This is a genomic window from Paracoccus litorisediminis, from assembly GCF_009711205.1.
In the GTDB taxonomy this organism is placed as follows: domain Bacteria; phylum Pseudomonadota; class Alphaproteobacteria; order Rhodobacterales; family Rhodobacteraceae; genus Paracoccus; species Paracoccus litorisediminis.
On the sequence record NZ_WMIG01000013.1, the window covers coordinates 80,922 to 104,013 of the forward strand.

A 23,092-nucleotide genomic window follows, 5' to 3' on the forward strand; every position below is an offset into this window, starting at 1 on the left:
AGATGGCCGGTATTCGTATTGAACTTGGTCTTGAGGATGGCAGCTTTACCTCCGGCATGTTGCGTGCCGGCCAGTCCCTCAAGTCATTCAAGACCGAACTGGCCCGTCTCGATCCGCACTATCGCCAGCTCCGCGACAGCGGGCGCGGCGCCTTCCAGTCGATCCAGAAGATGGACGACAACACGAAATCGCTCATGGGGCGGCTTCGTGACCTGACCATCGTCGCAGGTGGCGTCAGCATGGCCTTCCACGCCATCTCTGGCGCGGGCAATGGCCTCCTGGGCAACTTCGTCAAGATCAACGCCGAGATGGAGCGCCTGAAGTTCCAGCTCGCAGGCATGTCGGCGAGCAGCACGCTCGATGACGTGAACCGGCAGGTCCGCGACCTGCAGGACTTCGCCAAGCAGGCACCCTTCTCCTTCCAGCAGCTCACCAACACCTTCACCAAGCTGAAGGTCGCGGGCCTCGATCCGATCAATGGCTCGATGCAGGCGCTGGTCGATGGCGTTGCCGCCTTCGGCGGCAGCGATGAAAGCCTCCACCGCATCACGCTCGGCATCTCGCAGATGTCCGGTAAGGGCGTGATCCAGATGGAAGAGCTTCGCCAGCAGCTCGGCGAATCCATGCCGGCCGCCATGAAACTGATGGCGCGCTCGATGGGCGTCAGTATGGGCGAGCTGACCAAGGCGATCGCCAGCGGACGCGTCGACGCCAAGACCGCACTGGCAGGCTTCTTCCGCGAGACCGACATGACCTATGGCGGCTCGGCGAGCCGCATGATGGACACCTTCTCGGGCCAGGTCGCCCGGATGCGCACCGCGCTCGTGCAGCGCGCGACCGGCGGCGAGATGGGCGTCGCCTTCGAGGGCGTCAAGAAGACGATGAGCGACATCGTGACCATCCTTGAGAGCCCGCAGGCTGCGGAGTTCTTCGACAAGGTGGGTCGCGGTATGCAGAGCGTGCTGTCGCTCTCGCGCGAGGTCGCCACCCAGCTTCTGGCGGCGCGCGAATGGGTCGAGAAGCTCGGCGCTGGCCTCCTGATCGCCTTCGGCGCTCCGCTGGTCCTCGGCGGCATGTCGAAGATCGCGGCAATGGGCGCGGGCCTGCGCACCACCTTCCTGAGCATGGGCGCTTCGATCCAGGCCACCACGGCGGCCTATCGCGGGCTGCATAGGGCCAATGTGATGCAGCAGGCCGACATGGCGCGGCAGATGGCCTTCGACCGGGCGGAAGCTGCCTCGGCGGCCCTGCGCGCTGCCCAGAACCGCGCCGCATCGGCAAGCGAGCTGGCTGACCTGCGTTCGCGGCGCGACGCGGCCATGTCGGAACGCAACAGTGTCTATGCTCGCACCCAGAACTATAACGGCCCGATGGTCCTCGCCACTCGCACCAATGCGGCGATGGGCGTCGCCAAGGGCCTCTTCGGCTTGCTGCGCGGCGTGCTGGCTGTGCTTGGCCCGATCGCGCTCGGCGTCTCGCTGATCCTGCCGCTGGTGGTCTCGGTCGGCAAAGGCATCTGGGACTGGTTCAGGGGCGGCAAGGAAGCCAAGAACGAGATCGTGCAGACCCTGCGCGCCGTGCAGGCCGAGCGTGCCGATCAGTCGCGCAAGCAGATCGCGGATCTCGAAAAGGCCCAGAGCGAAGAGGAAAAGATCAACAAGAGCCGGGTCGATGCGGCCCGCGAGAACTTCGAGAATGCCAAGCGCTTCGTTCAGCATCAGCAGAGGGAGCTGGCAAAGGTCCAGGCCGACCCGGATCTGAGCGATGCCAAGCGCAAGAGCAAGTCGAACCGCATCGCCGGTTACATCGCGGGCGGGCTCGAGGATGTCGAGCAATACCGCCGGGAGCTGGATGAGGCTACCGCGACCCAGAATGGCGCGCTCGCCCGCTCGCATGAAGAGAAGATGGAGCTGCTCAAGAAGCAGGCCCTCGAAGAGGAGCAATTCCGCAGGGACGCCATCGAGCGCGAAACGGAATCCGCGCGCCTCGCCATCACCAAGGGCACCGAGCAGCAGCGCAAGGACCGCATGGAGGCGGCCGATGCCGAAGATGCGCGCTTCGAGCAGGATCTTCAGGATGAGATCGCTCGCGGCGGCACCGGCCGGAAGGCGCGCGAGAAGCACAATGAGGAGCTGAAAAAGCTCGACAAGGGTCTGCTCGAGGCCCGCAAGGTCATCACCGAGCAGCAGATCAAGGACAATGAGAAGCGCCGCAAGGATGACGAGGCGGCCAGCCCGACCGATCCGAATGCCGGCAAGATCTCCGCGGGCGTCGTGGCGGGCCTGAAAGAGGATCTGGCCGAGATCAACGATCAGCTCCTCAAGCTCGACAGCCGCAAATACGGCGTCACCCTGATCGCGCAGCCCGAAGACGAGACGAAGAAGATGGAGCGTCTCGTGCGCTTCGTCGAGACGGGCAATGAAAAGGTGAAGGAGCTGGGTGCCGAGCTGAATGGTGCATCCGGCGCCGTGGCAAAGCTGCTCTACCAGATCAAGCGCGGCGATTTCGGCAACCTGCAGGACGGCACCAAAGAGGCCGAGACGCTCCGCTACGAGCTGGTCGAGGCGACCGTCGCCGCCGAAGCGCTCCAGGATATGATGGACCGCAAGCAGAGCTATGGCGGCGACCTCACCCGATCGGTCAGCAACATGCGCGAGGAGGTGATGAAGCTCCGCGCCATTCAGGAGGGCGGTCTCGATGAGAACTCGCCGCTCTTCGACTGGGAGTTCCAGAAATGGCGCCGCGACAACGACCCGACGGCGATCGCCGAGAGCGCCGAGGAGATCGTGCTGCGCTCGCTCCGCAAGGTCGTCGAGGGCACCAACTCGACCATCTCCGCTTTCAATGACGTGCGCGACGCGCTCCAGAAGCGCGCCTTCGGCGATGACAGCGTGAAGCAGATCCAGGCCGTCGAGACCGCTCTGCAGGGTGTGGTCAACGCGGTTCGCGGCATTGGCACGGCCATGAGCGAGACCAATCCGGGTAGCTGGGTCGGCGGCATCATGCAGAGCATCGGCGGTGTGCCGGGCCAGCTTGCCAACTGGGTCATGCCGGGCGGCGCCAAGGGCTTCCTCGATCTCGTGGCCCGTTCGGAAGGCACCGAGGGCCATGCGCGCTCGGAGGGCTACAACACCACGCTCGATTACGGCAAATGGACCGGCGGCCCGCGCAAGCTGACGGCGATGAGCCTCGATCAGATCCTCGGCCTGCAAGGCCAGATGCTCGCCAACCCCGAGAACACCGCCATGTATGGCGATGGCAAGTCGAAGGGCTCCTCGGCGCTCGGTCGCTACCAGATCACCCGCACCACCCTGATCGACGCCATGAAGGCGCTCGGCCTGTCGGGCGACGATATGTTCGACGAGAAGACCCAGGACGCGATCGCGCTCTGGATCGCCAAGCGCGCCATGAAGGCGGGCACCGATCTCGGCAAGGTCTGGGTCGGTCTCGACAAGACCGGCAATGTCGGATTGGCGAACCGCGTCCTCGCGCCGATCAACCTCGCCAACTCTCCCGGCCCGCTGCCGGGGTCGGGACTGGCCGGCAACCCGATCTTCAATGGCCTCTCGCCTGAGAAGCAGCGCGAGCTGATGCAGGGCGCCACCTCGGTCAAGAACGACACCGATGCGACCATCCGCGACGGTGACGCGCTCGCGCCCGAGCTGGTGGATCGCCAGACCCGTCAGAAGCTCGACGCCAAGATGACCGATCTGCGCGGCCAGCGCGAGGCGGCGGCTGCGTCCGAAGAAGACGAGTCCGTCGGCCGCAACGTCAAGGATCTGGTGGATCTGATCACCACCGGCGGGCTCGATCCGCGCGATCGCGATCCGAACTCCAAGATCTACGCCGAGCACATCAAGATGGCGCGCGACGCGGATGCGCTCCTCAAGAGCACCAAGGAGAACCGCAAGGCCGATGCCGACATCCTGCGCGAGCAGGAGAAGCTCGAGGAGCAGCAGGTCGAGCTGGCGCAGCGGCGGGTCGATCTGGAAGGCCAGATAAAAGACCCGAACTATCGCGCCACGTCGAAAGACATGGAGAAGCTCGCCAAGCAGGAGACCGACTATCTCAAGGCGGTCGAGACCCGCTACGGCAAGGGCAGCAAGGAATATGTCGCGGCGATGGACCGGATGAAGAAGGCGCGCGCCGATCTTTCGTCCTTCGAGGGTTCGGAAATGATCCTCGCCTCCAAGCGCGAGACCGAGCAGCTCCAGATGGCGGTGATGAGCGACGAGCAGCGCCGCGAGAAGCAAAAGGAGATGGATCTCGCCAGCGCGGATGCCCGGCTGGCGCAGATGATCGCCCTTGGCGCGGACGAGGTGACGGCGACCCGTCAGATCGAGGCTGAGAAGGCCGCGATCATCGCCCAATACAAGCGCGAGAGCGCGACGGGCCTTGCCGAGCAGATGCGCTCGATGGGCAATGTCGACGAGAACCTGAAGAGCTTTGCTTCGCAGATCCCGAGCAAGCTCTCCGAGGCGCTCTACGATGGCGACTGGGATAGCGTCGGCGAGGCGCTGCGCGAGAGCATGGCGCGCGTCCTGACCGACAAGGCAGCGACGACGCTCCTGAAGCCCTTCCTGTCGCTCATCGAAGGCGATGACGGCAAGGGCGGCCTCATGGGCATGATCTCCGGCTCGATCCAGAAGCTGATCAAGGTCTCGGGTGCGGAAACCACCGGCTCCGGCGCGGGCATCTTCGACGGCCTCTTCGCCTCGCTCAAGAGCGGGATGAGCGGCATGATGGGCGGGCTCTTCAAGTCGATCGCGGGTCTCTTCACTAAAGGCGGCATCGGCACGGCTCATACCGGCGCCATCATCGGGCAAGGCGGCGGCGGTCGGACGATGGCCTCCGTGGCGAACTTCATCGGCGCGCCGCGCTTCCACACCGGCGGCATCATCGGCAAGGGGCATTTCCGCTCCGGCCTGCGTCCCGACGAGGTGCCGATCATCGCTCAGAAGGGCGAAGGTGTCTTCACCAAGAAGCAGATGGAACGCATGGGCGGCCAGATCAACAGCAGCTCGGTCAGCATCGCGCCGACGATCCATGTGAACGCCTCGGGCGGCACGCCCGCGCAGAATGACGACCTCGCCCGCAAGATCGGGGTCGAGACCGAGCGCTCGATGCGCGCGCTGGTTCAAGACGAAATGGTCCGGCAGATGCGGCCGGGCGGCATGATGCGGAGATAAGAGATGCCCCTGAACACCTTCAACCCGCCGGTTCGCCCTTCAATGGGCACCGGCATCGCCCCCGAGGTGACGCTGCGCAAGGCGCAGTTCGGTGACGGCTATACCCAGAACAGCCCCGCAGGCCTGAACCATATCCGGCAGGTGGTGACGCTGAAATGGGAAACCATGTCGCTCGCCGAGGCGCGCCAGATCGAGACCTTCCTGATCGGGCAGGGCGGCTACATCCCGTTCTACTACACCCTGAACGGTGAGAGCACTCCGCGCAAATGGACCTGCGAGAGCTGGGCTCTGACCGACGGCCACCCGTCGAAGATCCAGGCGACCTTCAGGGAAAACTTCACCACGGCAACATAAGCCTTCCATATACTAAGCGCTTACTGTATTTTCGAGGGCATGCCCTCGATCCATTCAGAAGCCACCAAACTAGATCCTTCCGCTCTCGTGTCGCTGTTCCAGCTTGACGCGACGGAGATCGGCGGTCTGACGCATAACTTCACGACGGAAACGAGGGCCGGTGCCGCCATCTCATTTGGCGGCACCACCTTTACCTCTGTGCCGATCCAGATCAGCGGCATGACCGTCTCGGGGCAGGGCGCGCTCCAGACGCCAACCTTGAGCATCGCCAATACCGATGGGCTGATCCAGCAGATCGTCAACACCTGGGGCGACCTCGAAGGAGCCAGGCTCACGCGCTGGCGCACCTTCGCGCGCTTCCTCGATGGCGGCACCGACCCGGATGGCTCGGCCTTCTATGGCCCCGATGTCTTCATCATCGACCGAAAATCCTCCGACACGCCCGAACAGATCCAGTGGGAGCTGTCGGCGCTGATCGACAAGCAGGGCGTCTATATCGGCCGCACCGTGATCCGCGACACCTGCCTGTGGCGCTACCGGACCTACAGGCCCGCAAGCGGCAATTTCGACTATTCCAAGGCGCAATGCCCCTACGCGGGCTCAAACTATTTCGACGAGAACAATGTTGCCACCGCCGATCCGGCCAAGGACAGACCCGCCCGCAATCTTGAATGCTGCCGCAAGCGCTTCGGTCAGAAGGCCGTTCTGCCCTTCGGCGGCTTCCCTGGCATCGTGAGGGGTCTGCAATGACCTATGCCGACTGGCTCCTGCCGTTCACCGATGCGCTGGAGGCCGCGGCGGAGCACGCTCGCGCCACCTTCCCGGCCGAGAGCTGCGGCTTCATCATCGAGAACAGCTATATGCCCTGCGCCAATGTCGCGCGGCCTGCTGAGGAGCATGAGGACAAGCCCGATTGCGGCTGCGTCCTTTGCAGCTTCGAGATCTCCAACGACATCTGGCTGCCCTTCGAGAACAAGATCCAGATGGTGGTGCATTCGCACCCCAACGGCCCCGCCTATCCCTCGCAGGCCGATATGCAGGGTCAGGAGGCCAGCGGCCTGCCTTGGGCAATCATTCCGCTCGATGACAGCCGGATCGGTCAGCCGGTCATCTGGGGCGGCGACACGCCGATGGCGCCGGTCATTGGCCGGGTCTTCACGCATGGCGTCCATGACTGCTACTCGCTGATCCGCGATGCCTTCGCCCTTGGCCGCGACGGCATGGCCGCGCATGGCGTCGAGGGCTGGCCCTATGCTCCGGTCGAGCTGCCGATCTACCCGCGCAATGACGAGTGGTGGAAGGGCGACGACAATTTCTACGAGGAGAAGCCCGCCCAGCTCGGCTTCCGTGAGGTCTCGCGCGATGACGTGCGCCCCGGCGATGTGTTCCTCTGCTCGATCAACTCGCCGCGCCTGAACCACGGCGGGATGTTGGTCGGCAACAATCTCATTCTGCACCACCTGCCGCGCCGACTGTCGCGGCGAGAAGCTGCGGGCATCTGGGCGCATAGCGCCGAGAAATGGATCAGGCTCGAAGGAGCACCCCTTGCGTGACATTCATCTTCACGGCGCCCTCGGGCGCCAATTCGGTTCCAAGCTCCAGCTCGAAGTCGAGACGGCAGCAGAGGCGGTGCGCGCGCTCTGCGCCAACTTCCCGACCTTTGCCAATGCGATCCGCAGCGGTTTCTACCGCGTCGTGCTGGGCAAGTCGTCCCGCACCGGCATGGACCTGGGCGAGGAAGAAATCTCGGCCTTCAGTCTCGGCCAGAAGCCGCTCCATATCGTGCCGGTCGCCAAGGGCCGCAAGAATGGCGGCATCGGCAAGATCATCGCAGGTGTGGCTCTGATCGGCCTCTCGATGATCCCCGGCATGGGCGCGGTCATGGGGGCAACGCTCTGGGGCAGCACCACGGTCGGCTCGGTCGTGGGCTCGGTCGCCACATCGCTCATTCTGACCGGCGTGGCCTCGCTGCTCGCGCCTGAGCAGGACTCGGGTGACAAGACCGAATCCTTCACCATGTCGGGGCCGCAATCGAGCACCCGCGAAGGCTCGATCCTGCCAATCGTCTATGGCGAGGTTGTCACCGGCGGTCAGATGATCTCCGGCGGCGTGCGCGTCGCGACGGATGGCGTCAATGGCGATGCCTATCAGAACGCGAATGACGTGAACGCCTCGGGCGGCTCCGCGCCGAGGATCAACAACAGCTTCATCCAGAGCGGAAACGGAGATTGATGCCGATGGACACGAACCTCATCAAGGGGCAGGGCGGCGGCAAGAAGTCTCGGGCGAACAACTCCGACGACACCCTCAGCTCGAAGGCTCGCGCCCTCGTCATCGACGCCATCTCCGAGGGGCCGATCGTCGGCCTCGTCGATGGGGCAAACTCGGTCTATCTAAACCGCACCGCGATCTCGAATTTCGAGGAAAGCAATCACCAGCAGCGCCTGGGCAACCCCGATGACGCGCCGGTCGCGGGCTTCACCGGCACCGAAGCCTATCAGAACGTCGGGGTCGAGATCGCCCAGAAGCTCGGCGATCAGATCCGCACCGTGCTCGACACCGACACCGATGTGGTCCGGCTCTATATGTCGCAGGGCCAGCTCTACCGCGTGAACGACAAGGGCGCGCTCAGGACCACCGATGGCGGCTGGCGCGTCGATGTGCGCCCGGCCGGCGGTGCCTGGACCCGCGCCATCACCTTCGACCTCAATGGTGAGAAGAATACGAGCCCCGTCCAGTTTCAGCAGGACATTCGCCTGACGAACTATGGCGACGGCCCCTGGGATTTGCGGATCACCGCGCGCTTCGATGATCGCGAGGATGATGACATCTATGAGAGCATCACCTGGGATGGCTATTCGCTCATCACCGAGGCGAAGTTCTCCTATCCGCACACCGCCCTCGTAGCGCTGAGCCTGAGCGCCGAGCATGTCGGCAGCTCGATGCCCACGCGGCATTACCACATCAAGGGTCGTCGCATCCTTGTGCCGACGAACTACAACCCCGAGACCCGCGTCTATTCAGGGGTCTGGAATGGCGCCTTCAAGACCGCCTGGACGAACAACCCGGCATGGATCTTCTACGATCTCGTGCGCAACAACCGCTTCGGCCTGGGCAATGACGTGCCCGCCTCGATCGCCGACAAGTGGCAGCTCTACACCATCGCCCAATATTCCGACCAGCTCGTGCCGTCGGGCTACAAGAATGCTCAGGGCGGCGATGTCATGGAGCCGCGCTATACCTTCAACGGCGCGATCACCGACAAGAAGCAGGCGCTCGAGGCGCTGCGGGCCATCACCGCCGTCTGGCGCGGCATGGGCTTTTATTCCAAGAGCCAGTTCTTCGTCACCGCCGACATGCCCCAGGACGTGGCTCATATCTACGGGCCGGCCAACGTGGTCGACGGGCGCTTCGAGTATTCCAACAGCTCGGCCAAGGCCCGCCACTCCGTCATCATGGTGCGCTTCAACGACGCCAACAATTTCTTCGAGCCCGCGATCGAGGTCGTCATCGACGACGAGATGGTGCAGAAGTTCGGCTGGGTCGAGAAGACGCTGGAGCTGGCAGGCTGCTCCTCGCGCTCGCTTGCGCGCCGCTATGGCAAATGGGCACTCGACACCGAGAAGAACGAGGTCGAGACGGTCAGCTTCACGGTCGGCATGGACTCGATCCATGCGCTGCCGGGCGAGATCATCGCCATCAACGACCCGCGCCGGGCCGAAGTGAAGGCCTCGGGCCGTATCGCCTCGATCTCCGGCACCAGCGTCATCTTCGACCGGGCGCTGACCAACACGATCAACCGCACGGGCGCCACGATCTACATCCATCGCCAGGATGGGACGATCTTCAACGCCACCGCGACGCTGAACGCCAACTTCAAGCAGATGGTCGTCGGCGCGGCGGCCAATACGATCACCGTGGGCGACACCTTCGTCCTCTCGGCAACGAACGTCGCGCCGCCCCAATACCGCATCGTCTCCATCGACGAGCGCGACGAGGGTCAGACCTACCAGATCACGGCGCTGGAGTTCGACCGCAACAAGTTCGCTCGCATCGAGCAGGGCATCGTCTTCGACCCGCTGCCGGTGCGGCCCGATGTGAGCAATGTCGGCAAGGTCACGGGCCTCTCGGCTACCGCGCGCAGCTATGTCGATGGCGGGGCGGTTCGCAGCGACATCAACCTGAAATGGACCCCGCCCGAGAGCACTCTGGTTCGCGAATACGTCGTCACCGTCGACACGCCGGAGGCCGCGGGTGTCCGTGTCGGCGCGACCGATCGCAACTCCATCACCTATTCGACCTCGGAGCCGGGCCAGCACACCTTCAAGGTTCGCACCCTCAACCAGGCAGGCCGGGCTTCAGGCCCGGCAACGGTCAGCTATGTGGTCGATGGCGACGTGGATCTTGGCGTCGGCGTGATCGAGGATCTGGTCAATGCCGTCACCGGCACGGCCGGCGGGCAGTTCACCGGCCCGGATGCGCGCATCCGCTGGAAGAACATGATGACGGTCTCCAGCGATCCGACCAAGCCGCGCGTCGACAGTGATCCAGCGCGCTACGGCAGCAGCACCGTCAAGGTCTATTCCGGCACCACACTCCTGCGGGAGCGCAGCCTGCGCGGCAACAGCTTCACCTATTCGCTGGAGATGAACCGGGTCGACTCGGCGGCCAAAGGCTTTTCCTCTCCGCGCCGCGCGCTGCGCTTCGAGGTCACGCTGACCAGCAAGGCGGGCGGTGTCTCACTTCCGGCCACGATCTCGCTCACCAACCCCGCTCCGGCCGCCATCGCGCCCGCGATCGAGGTGGATGAGAACTATTTCGACATCTCCTGGCCCGCTCAGTCCGATCGCGACATCGAGGGCTACCTCGTCTATGTGCTGCGCAATGGCGGCGAGCCGGTCGCCGGCCTGGAGCCGACGAAGATCGTCAGTGGCAACTCGACCCGCTACAAGGCGGTGTCGCTGACCAATTACTGGATCTCGGTCGTGGGCTACGACGCCTTCGGTCGGGATGCGCTGAACTATGCTACCCCGGTCCTGGTCAGGTCCGGCTTCGATGGCGTCGATGATGACCCGCCCGAGGTGCCGACCGGCCTGACGATGAGCGGTGTGATCAACCCCGAGACGCTCCTGGTCGATGTGACCGCGACCTGGAACCCCTCGCGCGCCGATGACTTCCGGCAGTTCCAGTTCGAGCTTTTCCTCGACGGCTTTGCTCACCTTCTCGAAACCGAAGATCCGACGGCAACCTTCACGCTGGCGCAAGGCACGGCGGTCAGCACGCGCGTCCGGGCGATGGATCACACCTTCAACTGGTCGAATTGGTCGCGAGCGTTCGATTATGTCGCCCCTGTGGACAATACGCCGCCCGCGACGCCTGCCAACTTCGCCATCCAGCCCGGCTGGGGCGCGTTCGTCCTGAAATGGGATCAGAACACCGAGGCCGATCTTGCCCGCTACGAGGTCTGGGAGGGCACCGCCAGCGCCACACTGACCGATGCCACGCCTGCGACCCACCAGGCACTCTCGAACCTCTTCACGATCTCTGGCTACGCCACGGGCGAGCGCCGCTACTTCGCGGTGCGTGCGGTCGATCTCGGCGGCAACCCGTCGCCCTGGACGGAGGTGAAAACCGCCGTCACCACCTCGCTCTCGGTCATCACCCTGCCGAAGCCTGCCGCCCCGACCCTCGCATCGACCCTGACCGCGCTCGGCGCGGAGGTTAGTGTGAGCTGGACCGCGGTGGAAGGTGCCGACCTCTACGACATCGAGGTAACGGCGGGCGCGAACCCGGTCACGCAGCCTGTCGTCGGCACGGCCTTCAAGTTCACCGTGCTGCCGGGGGCGCCGGTCAGTGTCCGGGTGCGCGCGGCAACCCGGATGGGTGACAAGTCGGACTGGTCGGATGCGACCCCGCACACGGCGATCAAGGACACCGCAGCTCCCGGTCAGACCGTGGGCGTCAATGGCACGCCCGGCATCAAGATGGCAGTCCTTAAATGGACCGCCTCGACGGCGACCGATCTCGCCCGATACGAGATCTACCAGTCCACCTCAACCACCGCGCCGACGGTAAACACCACGCCCACCTATCGGTCGGGCTCCACTTCGTTGATCATCGGCGGGCTGGCCGACAAGACGCTCTACCGCTTCTGGGTGCGCGCCGTCGACACCTCCGAGAACAAGGGCGCCTGGTCCACGCGCGTCGATGTGACCACGACCACCGTGGATGGCATGATCGCCGATGCGATCTCCAACGCTACCTGGGCGGCCGATCTGGGCTTCATCAAGCCTTATGTCGGACCGACGCTGCCGACGACGAATATCGGCAAGACGCTCGAGTGGAATGGCAAGCTCTACACCTGGAACGGCACCGCCTATACCTCGGCTGCCGACTTCTCGGGCATCACCTTCGAGGATGTGAACGGCCAGATCGCCGCCGGTCAGCTCACCGATGGAATGCTCACTGCCGACAAGATCGCCGACAAGACGCTGACGGCGAATGAGATCGCGGACGAGACGCTCACCGCGGATCAAGTTGCCAAAGGAACCTTCACCGCTGAGGAGATGGCGAAAGGGACGCTCACCGCCGAGGAGATGGCGAAGGGCACCCTCACCGCGGATGAGATCAAAAAGGGCACCCTCACCGCCGCAGAGATGGCAAAGGGAACCTTGACGGCCCAAGAGATGGCAAAGGGCACGCTTACCGCCGAGGAGCTGGCGAATGGAGCGGTGACGCCGGATAAGATCTCGGAGAGCCTCGACCTCTTCATTAAGGCTCAGGGCGTCTCTGCGGCGGCTGACAAGGCGGCTGCGGAGGCGGCAAAGCTCGCGGCAGAGGGCCATGCAGCGGCGGCAAAAGGCTATAGTGACGCCGCTCAGATCGTGAAGAACAATGTCGAAGGGCGCTATAGCGAGATCACTCAGACGGCTGGGGTCGTCGCGGCTGCGAAGCAGACCTCGATCCTCGCCTCGGGCAACGCGCGCTTCCAACATGGGCTCGACGGCTGGGTTCAGAACGGCGGGCGTCTGACCGATCTCTCTGAATATCTCGTCGGAGCTGTCGCGCCTGTCTGGATCTTCGACCCCTCGAAGAACGTCCATCATGGTGTCGGGATCACCTTTGCACGCTCTGCCGCGAGCACGGTCACGATCGACGGGGTTAGCTACCCGATCCCGGCCAACACGCCGCGCTACTTCGTCGAGAACGGTGTGCGCTCTCTGCGCATCACATCGACCGAGACGATCCGGCCTGCGGCGGCCATTGGCACCGTCGATGTCAGGATCACCTATCGAACAAGCAATCCGGTGATCCAAAAAGGGGTCGTGGTCGGAACGAGCTGGTGGCCGGGTAATGGCGATTTTCTCTCCATCGTCGCCTATCCGGCGGGCACCCTCTAGTAAGCGCTTACTGTATCCGCTATAGTCCACTGAGCAAATCAGCGGAGAGCGGATACAGAGATGCCTGTCTACACCGGAAAGGGCGCATTCAACGCCTATGGCGCAAAGACCCTGGAGTGGGGTCAGCCCATCGAAGTGACCGCCGCAAGCACCTATTCCATCTTCGCCCGTGTCCGGTCGGTCATGTCGATGAAGCCGCCGGTGATGAGCATCGGGCTTCGACTCTCGAACGGCACGGAAGTCTGGGGCCGTCAGAGCCAGACGGTCAACTCCACGGATTGGGTTGAGCTGGCGGGCGAGGTTGTCATCCCGACGGGCATCACCTCCGCCACGCTGATCGGCCGGAACACCGAGCCTCTGGCCTCCTTCGAGGTCGACGAGTTCAAAGCGGGCGATGTGACGCTCGCGCTACAAATGGCCGCGCAGGTCACAGCCGCCGCAGGCTCGGCACAGACTGCCGCCACCAAGGCGACTGAAGCGGGTCAGCACGCCAACGCAGCCTCAAGCTCGGCCACCACGGCGAGCACCAAGGCCTCGGAAGCATCGACCTCGGCGGGTCAGGCATCGGCTGCGAAATCGGACGCAGAGAGCGCCCAGGCCGCAGCCAGCACCTCGGCGGGACTGGCCGTCACGGCGCGCCAACAGGCAGAGGCCGCCCGCGACGGCGCGAACACCGCGCAGACCGGGGCCGAGACGGCCGCCAGCGCGGCCCAGCAGTCCAAGACCGATGCCGCTGCCTCGGCCACCGCCGCAGGTCAGCAGGCTGTCATCGCCTCCGGCCACGCCAATACGGCGACGACCAAGGCAGGCGAGGCCAGCACCAGCGCATCCCAGGCCGCACAGAGCAAGACTGACGCGGCAGGATCAGCCTCCGCTGCCGCAAGCTCGGCGACGCTCTCGGCTGAGGCACGCGACACTGCGCAAAAGGCAATCAACCGCGCGCCGAACCTGCCCGCTACCTTCGAGGCGGGTCTTGCCAACTGGACGATGGAGCGCGCTGGCTCGCCCGAGACCGTGCCCGTCATTCCTGCCGCGCGAGGCATCTTTGTCTCGGATGACGCGGATTTCGGAAGCTGCCTGGAGTGGGCCAGCACCGCGACAGCCGGTCAGAACATTATGACGCGGGGCGTCGTGAACCCGGTCGGCCGACAGTATCGCATCACCGTCAAGTTCAAGGTCATCTCCACCTATAACGGCGCAAACACCGGGCCGGTCAGTGTCAACCTGACGCTGGCACTGATGAGCGCCGCATACGTCTCGACCCAGAACGCATTCACGGGCGCTCGCAGCGTGGAACCCAATAGCGGCGTCTACACGCTGACGGAGATCGTCGCTGGGGCGCCGGGCGATGACATTACCTACAGCCACGCCTCCCTTACCCAGTATCCCTGGATGCGTGCCGGTCTTCGCCTGAATGACGCCCGCGTCTCCAAGTTCCGCATTCAGAGCGTCCTGATCGAGGATGTGACGGCCGAATTGGCTGCCAAAGCCTCGGCCAAGGCGGCAGCGTCTAGCGCGACCAGTGCGTCCGCATCGGCCACCGCCTCGGATTGGAGCGCTCAGGCTGCGGCCTCCGACAAACTGGCCGCAGAGACCGCACGCGGTCAGGCTCAGACCGCCCGCACCGAAGCGGTGACGGCGAAAGAAAACGCCGAAGGGGCGGCCAATGCGGCGGCCATCTCGGCTGGAGCCTCGGCGACCTCGGCCAATGATGCAGGTGACAGCGCCACTGCTGCCTCGACCTCCGCGCAACAGGCGGCAAGCTCCGCCGGGGCTGCTGGGGAAAGCGCAACGGCTGCGGCGACCTCGGCTACCACCGCCAATACCAAGGCGGGAGAAGCCTCGACGAGCGCCACTCAGGCCGCTCAGTCCAAGAATGACGCTGCCGGATCTGCGAGCAATGCCGCGACCTCGGCTACCACCGCCGCGAAGGCCAGCTCGGATGCGGGCGCACTCGCGCGAGGAAACCTGATCCTTGAAAGCGTCTTCGACGGCGTAGATCGCGGTCGCTGGTATCCCTATGGCGGGACGCTTGATGTGCGTGACGCGCCTCTTGCTGCACCCTCGGGGCGCACCCGCGCACTCTTCAGCGCCACCGGCGATGTCTCCACGAGCTATACCCATCCGATCGAGGGTGGGGGCATCCGCACCTACCGGCTCCAAGGGTATGTGCTGAATACCGGAACGGCTACCGCTCGCATGGGCGTGCGGCTTACGAATGCCGCGGGCGGTGTGGCGTGGCGTGGCGCTGTCGTGGCGCCGGCACCCGCAGAGGGCGCTGCACCCCAATGGGTGAAGATCGACACCACTGTCGACGTGGATGTCACCAATTACGTCCTTCTCGCGCCTTGGCTGAGCAACACCAGCGGCACGCGCTCGGCCTACTGGACCGACATCAGCATCGAGGATGTCACCGAGTCCGCTGCCGCCGCCAAGTCTGCGACCGCATCGGCAAACAGCGCCACGGCGGCGTCTGCTTCTGCGACGGGAGCTGACTGGAGTGCCCAGGCCGCGGCGAGTTCGGAGCTGAATGCAGCTACCGCACGCGGTCAGGCCCAGATCGCGCGTGATGAGGCCGTCTCGGCCAAAGAGGACGCTGAGGGTGCGGAGAATGCCGCCGCCCTGAGCGCCAGCGCTGCCGCGACGAGCGCGAGCAATGCGGGTGACAGCGCCTCTGCCGCAGCGTCGAGCGCATCGACGGCCAATACCAAAGCGACGGAAGCCGGTCAGTCGGCCACAACCGCTTCGACTGCCGCCAATACCGCCACCACCAAGGCTGGCGAGGCGAGCACCTCGGCCACGCAGGCAGCGCAGTCCAAAACGGATGCCGCTGGCTCCGCCCAGGCTGCCGCGACCTCGGCTACCACTTCGGCCACGGTTCTGTCTGCGGCCCAGATCGCGCTGAACCAGTCCAAGGTCATGTTGCCCTCGGTTCCAAAGGTCGAAGCCAAGAACTTCTCGGCCAACACGAACGGCGGCGCCGCCCCTGACAACCTCTATGGCTCGGACGCCGATGGTGCCTTCATCAAGGCGCCCGGCACCGGCGGCACGAACACGGTCGGGCCTTTCGGAGTCCTGCCTCTCGACGCCAAGGGCAAGGTCTACCGGGTCACGATCCGCTTCAAGCACTTCGCGACGGCAGGATCTCGGATGCGCCTGCGCGCGGTGCCGGTCGATGCCGCCGGCGTCTCGATGACGCCCGCCAACATTATCCTGCTACCCACCGGGCAGACCTTCGCCGCTGGCGCGCTGACGAGCTACAGCTTCGTCGTCGGCCCGGCTTCCGGCGGGCTGGTCACGCATGTCATCAGCGACGCCAACTGGAAGACTGCGCCTGCGCTGCGGATGCACTTTGACTGCAATGGTAATGCGGGCACGGCGGCCTGGCAGCTCTACGAATGCCAGATCGAGGATGTGACTGCGGCTGATGAGGCTGCACGCTCGGCCACGGGAGCGGCTGGATCGGCCAGCGCTGCCGCCACCAGCGAAACCAATGCCGCAGCCTCCTCGACGGCTGCTGGCACCTCGGCAACGGCGGCGAACACCGCCAAGCTGGCCGCTGAAACGGCAAAGGGCGCTGCCGAAACCGCGCGCACTGAAGCCGTCACCGCCAAGGATACCGCCAAGGGCTCGGAAAACGCCGCCTCCCTTTCGGCCCAGGCCGCCGCTCAGTCGAAGACCGACGCGGGTAATTCGGCGACCGCTGCGGCAGGTAGCGCCTCGACGGCCAATACCAAGGCCACGGAAGCATCGCAGAGCGCCACCGCCGCCAACACTGCCAAAACGGCGGCGGAGACGGCGCGCGGGCAAGCCCAGACCTCGGCCACCAATGCGGCCACGAGCGAAACCAACGCGGCCGGGTCCGCATCGGCGGCAGCTACGAGCGCTGGTGTCTCTGCCTCCGCTCGGGATCAGAGCCTTGCCCAGACGACCGCGATCCACCCCTCGACCTTCGCACCGGGCCTCTATCATTGGACGGCACTGCGCGCGACCGACCCGCTTGATGTATCGAGCGCGGATGGCGTCACGGGCACATATACCGGCAAGGCGACCTATCTCGCCAAGGACGCAGTTACGAATGGTCCTGTTGCGGTATTCACCTGCTCCGCGGCCGGCGCCAACCTGCTTCAGCGCGGGATCTGGAACTCGAAAGGTCGCGCATATCGCGTCACGGCTCGGTTCTACATGGCCTCTCCGATCGACATTGCGCGAGGGCTTAACCTCTGCGCCATCGCCTTCTCGGACGCCGCGAACTACAACAACCACACGCTTCTGCAGGGTCCGCAGCGCAACGTCTCTTCGGCAGACGGCATCGTCACGATGTCGGAGATTTTCACGGCCGCCTCCATTGCCTCGCAAATCGAAGCGGGCGCGCTGTCTCACTCGACGCTGGATGATAGCTTTGCCGTGCGGTTCGGTCTGCGCCACAACCCGGCACAGTCCACGGAGCTTCGCGTCATCTCGATTGACGTGGAGGATGTGACCGAAGCCTCGAAGTCGGCCCGCGCCTCGGCAAACAGCGCGACCTCGGCGCAGGCTTCAGCGACCGCAGCCGACTGGAGCGCCCAAGCTGCCGCGAGCGAAAAGCTCCTGGCCGAGACGGCGCGGGGTCAGGCCCAGACCGCCCGAACGGAAGCCGTCGCCGCGAAGGAAAGCGCCACGCAGTCCGAGACGAATGCGGCTACCAGCGCCTCGGCTGCCGCTGCCTCGAAGAATGCCGCCGGGGATAGCGCCTCGGCTGCCGCCACTTCTGCCAGCTCCGCGGGCACGAAAGCGACGGAAGCTGCACAGTCGGCAACGGCGGCGAACACCGCCAAGACCGCCGCCGAAACAGCGCGCGGGCAGGCTCAGACCGCAGCTACGAACGCCGCCACCAGCGAGACGAATGCTGCTGGATCTGCCAGTGCGGCGGGCACCAGCGCGGGCGCGGCCGCCGGATCGGCTACCCTTGCCGGTCAGAAGGCTGATGCAGCCTCGACCTCGGCGCAGACCGCGACGACCAAGGCTTCTGAAGCCGGTCAGTCCGCGACCGCTGCGGGTCAGTCGGCCACGACCGCGACAACGAAAGCGGGCGAAGCATCGACCAGCGCAACTCAGGCGGCTCAGTCGAAAACGGATGCCGCGGGCTCCGCGGTTGCCGCTGCTGCAAGCGCGACCGTTGCCGCCAGCACCGCTCGCGCCCTTGAGGTCATCCCCTCGAGCTTCACCACGCTGGACAACTGGACGAACGACCGCTTCGGCAGCGAAGCCGCTGCAGCAAATCCGACGGGCTACGGCGCGGCTATCGAAGACGATGCCGATATGGGCAAGTCGCTCGCTCTTTCTTGGACATCGGGCGTTCACGCCACCCGCGAAGTTTTCCACAAGAAATGGCTGCCGTGTATCGCCGGTCGCAAGTATCGCATCACCTTCCGGTTCCGCATTGTCTCTGTCGGTGACAGCTCGACCTCGATCAACCTGCGCCTTGTAGCGGCCTATGGCAGCGCGTCCTTTGGCAACCCGACCGCCGCTGCGATCAACATCAATGGCAACGCCATCGGGACCGTTATCGAGCGATCGGTTGTCGTCTCCAGCGTTGCTGGGTCGGGCGTCACCAACGTCCTGACGGGTATGGCGACCTACCCCTATGTGCGTTTCGCCCTTTCGCAAAACCACAGCACCCTGGTCAACCTGCGTATCGGGATGATCCGGGTCGAGGATGTCACCGACTCCCTCAATGCGGCGGCTTCGGCCAGCGCGGCGGCGACCAGTGCAAGCAACGCCTCGGCCTCCGAAAGCGCTGCCGGTGCCTCGGCCACCGCCGCGAATACCGCCAAGCTCGAGGCTGAGACCGCGCGCGGTCAGGCGCAGACCCATGCCACGAACGCAGCCTCGTCCCGAGATAGCGCTGCAGGCTCGGCCTCGGACGCGGCAACGTCGGCGGGTGCGGCTGCGGGTTCGGCGACTATCTCGGGCGAAAAAGCCGACGCCGCCTCGATTTCCGCCCAGACTGCCACAACCAAAGCTTCCGAGGCGGGTGTTTCCGCGGCGGCGGCAAATACCTCCAAAGTCGACGCGGAGACCGCCCGTGGTCTCGCGCAGACCGCAGCAGGTAGCGCCGCAACTTCGGAGACGAACGCTGCGGGGTCGGCTAGCGCCGCCAGCGCCTACGCAAAACTTGCCTCTCTCGCACTGTCGAACGGCATGGCGAAGAACCCGACCTTCCTCGGCTGGACCACCGGGTCTCTTCCGCCCGACTGGGGTGGCTGGACCAACGCCACCTCCGGCACCATCTCGCGTGTCGAGGGCAAGTATGGCAACGCGGTCAAACTTGACACCATCGCCACGAGCACCACAGGCCCCTACCTCACGCTAAACCACCCGGCGCAGCTCACCGGCTATGCCGGTCACACGAAGGTTCTGGTCTCGCTGGAGCTGGAATGGGTTAGTGGGGATCTGAACGGGCTCGTGCTCGAAGCCTCTTGGGCGAGCGGTGACGCGAACTCTACCTTCCATCGAGTCGGCCCCAAGATCCAGAAGGTCGCAGGCATCCAGACCTATCAAGTGGTGCTGGAGAAACCCGCCGCCACGACCGCGAATAGCTTCTACCTCCGGCTCTACGGAAGCATCAACAAGGGCGGCGCTGCCTATGCCGTGGGCTCCCTGATCGTCCATCGCATGGACCTGCAAGGGGTTGTCGCTGACAGCTACGTCGATCAGCAACTGAAGACCAAGGCGACCGTCGATGGACTGGCCGAGAGCGCATACATCATGCGCGTCAAGTCGGGCGGTGCCTCTGCAGGCTTCGAGATGGTTGCGGCCTCTGATGCCAAGGGCGGAAGCGCCTCGGCGATCCGCATGTCGGCCGACGAGATCATCATGGATGGCACCCTGAAGGCCCCGAAGTTCGCGGCCGGATCGGTCACCGCCTCCAAGGTGGCGATCGGCGACATGAGCAACTTGATCTTGGATAGCGACCTGCTCGACCCGAGCTGGTGGACCGTTACCAATGGGGCGTGGTCGATCGTGCCGACCACTGGCATTGCCGGAGTGACGGCGCCTCGGGCGTGGCAGCTCGTGAAAAACTCCTGGGGCGTCGTCCAGTCGGGGCTCATCCCAGTCGAGCCGGGGATGGAGCTGCTCCTGGGCGCCCGCGCCTGGAATGAAGCCGCGAGCGAGATCTACAACTTGACGCTGGGCTTCTACCCGGTCGATGCCGCGGGCGTGCTGGGTGAAGCGGCTCCGGTCGCGCATATGACGAAGGCCGATGGCGACGGCAACCGGGTCTTCGGAACCTACACCGTTCCGGCGGGCGTATCCTATGTCCGCGCCTATCTGACCACCAAGCACTGGCTGCAGAGCGACTTTGGGGTGCGGGTGACGGATCTGACACTGCTGCGTCGGATGACCGGCGAGCTGCTCGTCAACGGTGCCGTCAAGGCGATCCACCTCGACACCGAAAATGCGGTCATCACCGGCACGGGTCAGATTGCCAATGCCATCATCACCGATGCCCACATTTTCGAGCTGTCGGCCACCAAGCTAAAGGCGGGAACTGCCCTGGCTGGCTCGCTGACCATCGACGGGTCCGCGCTCTCGACGGTCGGCCAGAATGCAGCTCTCGGCGCACAAGATCCCGCTACGCGCATCAACAACGCCACCACGAAGGTTAAGCCGGGGCTGATCGAGATCTTTGGCGCAACGACGCTCCTCGACTGGCAGGGCAAGTCCGACAAGACCACGATCAATGGCGGCCGGCTGGAGACCAACTCCGTCCTGGCTTCCAGCATGGCGATCGGCGACACCACCAACCTCGTCCCTGACAGTGATCTCAAAGACGCGGCTTCCTGGACCCTCTCGGGAGGTGCTGCGCTTGACCTGCCGCGTCAGGTGATCGTGCTGCCGAATACTGCAGGCGCAAACCGCTTGGCCTCGACCAAGCTGTTCAGCGTGGAGCCCAACTTTGAGTATTTCTTCGCCGCGACCTGCGGAGCTCCGGGCGTAACGGCAGGCTCCATCCGCTTGCAGCTCCGCTGGGCAGATGCCAGCGGAAACTGGCTGAGCTGGACCCCCAACAACGATGTTGCGGCAACCGCCTCGGCTCTGCGGATTGAACGGTCTGCGAAGGCTCCGGCAAACGCCCGGTTTGCTGCCTTCTACGTCCAGGCGCTCAGCACCGTGAACGCTGCGGTCGATGTGAGCCTGCCGAGTGTGCGGGTGAAGACCGGGACGATCCTGATGGAAGACGGCGCGATCACCGGCGCCAAGCTCATCAAGACCGAAGCGGTCATCACCGAGACCGCTCAGATCAAGGAGCTGACCGTCAACGAGGGTCACTTCACCGGCACGCTGTCGGCGGCCAAGCTGCGCGCCGGGACCGCGCTGGCGGGCGGCATCACCGTGGACGGCACGGCGCTCTCGGCGGTCAAGAATGACGCCGCCACGGGCGCGACCGACCCGGCTCTGCGCATCAATACGGGAACGACAAAGATCGACCCCGGTAGGATCGTCATCTCGGGCGGCTCGACGCTGCTGGACTGGCAGGGCGTCAGCGACAAGACCACGATCAATGGTGGGAAGCTCGAGACGGGTTCGGTCACGACCGGCTCGTTGCGGGTCGGCATCACGCCCAACCTGATCGTTAACGGGGGCTTTGACGACACCTCGGAGGTTCCGACGAAGTTCTGGGTGGGCGCTAACTGCACCTTCAACTGGACCGGCAACTATCGCGGCTCGCCCTGTCTTCACGCCGCCCCTGTCAATCCCGCTTCCGGGTTCAACTTCCGCACGGAGGCCAACCACTACTTTGGTGTTCAGGCTGGCGAAACCCTCTCTGGCGAGGTCGTTGTCCTGTGCAACGTCGCCACCCCGAACGGGTTCTACTTCCGTATCGAGTGGCTCGATGGTTCGGGTAACCAGGTCGATCAGACGGACTTCGCAGCAAACGAGTCCCTCTCGACCGGCTGGAAGCGTTTCACGGGTTCGGTCACCGTCCCTTCAGGCGTAGGAGCTGTGAAGGCTCGTATCCGGCTCTATTGCAACAACACGACCGCCAACTGGTTGCGGGTCGGCTTTGTCCGCATTCAGCGTCAGACGATCGGGGTCGATATTGCCGATGGCGCGGTGTCTGCCAATCACGTCGATACCGTGAGCTTCAGCGCCTCCGGCTTGGCAGTTTTCGGTGGAACTCTGAAGTCGGACAACTTCGATGCAGGAGCTGGGACGGGCTGGCGCATCACGCGCAACGGCACGATGAACATGCCCAACGCAATCGTTGATACCCTGCAGATGAAAGACGGGGCGGTTTCGCTCTCTTGGTCGGCAAACTCCGCCAACCTTTCGATCACCGCCAGCTACCCGATGCGCCTCATCGTCCTCACTAACGTCCGCGTCGAGGGGGTGAACAATGGCTACTCCGCCACCTATTCGCTCAAACGAAACGGGACGCAGGTCGAGAGCACCACGTATTCCGTCAGCCCCTACTCCTGGACCCTGACCTGCTTCAAAACAATCGACGTAGGCGCCGGGACGCACGCCTTTAACCATTCCTACACCGGGGATGCAGGTCACTACACTCAATACCGCATCGCTATTTTCGGGACTTACAAATGAACCTTGTCTACACCGTGTTCTCTCTTTCGACCGGGGCCTACATCAAGACCCTTCATGTTCCTGACCTGCACTCGGTCGAAATCAATACCGGGATGGGTGAAGTCGCCCTGGACGGCGACTACCCCGAGACCAGTTATCTTCGGGGTGATGAGATTAAAGTCGCCCCTGAGCCTCCCTCTCCCGCTCATGTATTTGACTATGATGAGGAAGTCTGGGTTGATCCGCGCAGCTTGGAAGACATTCTTCAAGCGCTACGGTCGGGAGTTGTTCTATCGCGCGTCAACTTCCTCATGGCTTGCGTTCGGGTTGGCGTTCTCTCCCAGAGTGAGGCTCTGATCGGGGCGAAGGGGGAGTTGCCTCCGAGCATCGTAAATGTGATTTCAAGCCTCCCGTCCGAAGAAGCATTTGAGATCCAGCTCCGGTGGGCAGCCCTGACCGAAGTGGATCGTCTCGATCCGCTGATCCTAGTGCTCGCCTCCGCAATGCAACTGTCGGCCGAAACGCTCGACGACATCTTCGGCATCCATACGCAGTGACGCTGGATTCTCGCGTCCGAAT

8 protein-coding genes are annotated in these 23,092 nt (G+C 64.4%); all 8 read left to right on the forward strand.

Annotated elements, in window-relative coordinates:
- Positions 1-2 precede the first annotated feature (2 nt).
- The 8 genes from GL300_RS18485 to GL300_RS18520 are packed head-to-tail and all read left to right on the forward strand — an operon-like array spanning position 3 to position 23,070.
- Entirely contained in the window at positions 3-5,189 is a 5,187-nt protein-coding gene (locus tag GL300_RS18485; protein WP_155041146.1) for a tape measure protein, read from the forward strand.
- Positions 5,190-5,192: 3 nt separating this feature from the next.
- Positions 5,193-5,543: a phage tail protein gene (locus tag GL300_RS18490; protein ID WP_155041147.1), complete on the forward strand. Its 351-nt coding sequence runs from the start codon at positions 5,193-5,195 to the stop codon at positions 5,541-5,543.
- Between the two features lie 39 nt (positions 5,544-5,582).
- Positions 5,583-6,293 carry a phage minor tail protein L gene (locus tag GL300_RS18495; RefSeq protein ID WP_155041148.1) on the forward strand — a complete coding sequence of 237 codons (711 nt, stop codon included), beginning with the start codon at positions 5,583-5,585 and terminating at the stop codon, positions 6,291-6,293.
- Positions 6,290-7,096 (forward strand): C40 family peptidase, encoded by an 807-nt coding sequence (locus tag GL300_RS18500; RefSeq protein ID WP_170297718.1) that lies wholly within the window; start codon positions 6,290-6,292, stop codon positions 7,094-7,096. Before GL300_RS18495 ends, GL300_RS18500 begins: the two co-directional genes overlap by 4 nt.
- Positions 7,089-7,775 (forward strand): tail assembly protein, encoded by a 687-nt coding sequence (locus tag GL300_RS18505; RefSeq protein ID WP_155041150.1) that lies wholly within the window; start codon positions 7,089-7,091, stop codon positions 7,773-7,775. The genes GL300_RS18500 and GL300_RS18505 overlap by 8 nt, the downstream gene beginning before the upstream one ends.
- Entirely contained in the window at positions 7,775-12,943 is a 5,169-nt protein-coding gene (gpJ, locus tag GL300_RS18510) for a TipJ family phage tail tip protein (protein WP_155041151.1), read from the forward strand. The genes GL300_RS18505 and gpJ overlap by 1 nt, the downstream gene beginning before the upstream one ends.
- 60 nt (positions 12,944-13,003) lie before the next feature.
- Positions 13,004-22,534 carry a hypothetical protein gene (locus GL300_RS18515; RefSeq protein WP_155041152.1) on the forward strand — a complete coding sequence of 3,177 codons (9,531 nt, stop codon included), beginning with the start codon at positions 13,004-13,006 and terminating at the stop codon, positions 22,532-22,534.
- Positions 22,531-23,070 carry a hypothetical protein gene (locus GL300_RS18520; RefSeq protein ID WP_155041153.1) on the forward strand — a complete coding sequence of 180 codons (540 nt, stop codon included), beginning with the start codon at positions 22,531-22,533 and terminating at the stop codon, positions 23,068-23,070. The genes GL300_RS18515 and GL300_RS18520 overlap by 4 nt, the downstream gene beginning before the upstream one ends.
- The last annotated feature ends 22 nt before the right edge of the window (positions 23,071-23,092 follow it).